Here is a 223-nt window from a genome sequence, read left to right on the forward strand (position 1 = left end):
TTGATGCCTGAACTGCCCGAAGTCGAAACCGTGCGCCGGGGCCTGGAGCCCGCCATGGTGGGCGCCCGCTTCACCAAGGTGGTGCAACGCCGCCCGGACCTGCGCTTTCCGTTCCCCGAACGCTTCGCGGAGCGTCTGGAAGGACAGGAGGTTAGGGCTCTCGGCCGCCGGGCCAAGTATCTGCTGGCCGATCTCTCCTCCGGGGACGTTCTGATCATGCATC

General features: G+C 66.4%; 1 protein-coding gene. It reads left to right on the plus strand.

Annotation, left to right across the window (positions count from 1 at the left end; all coding sequences use genetic code 11):
- Positions 1 to 3: 3 nt before the first annotated feature.
- On the plus strand, positions 4 to 223 hold a 220-nt coding region (locus E4K09_RS26070; RefSeq protein ID WP_280177497.1), incomplete at its 3' end, for a DNA-formamidopyrimidine glycosylase family protein.

This window comes from Microvirga pakistanensis, assembly GCF_004458765.1.
GTDB classification, from domain to species: domain Bacteria; phylum Pseudomonadota; class Alphaproteobacteria; order Rhizobiales; family Beijerinckiaceae; genus Microvirga; species Microvirga pakistanensis.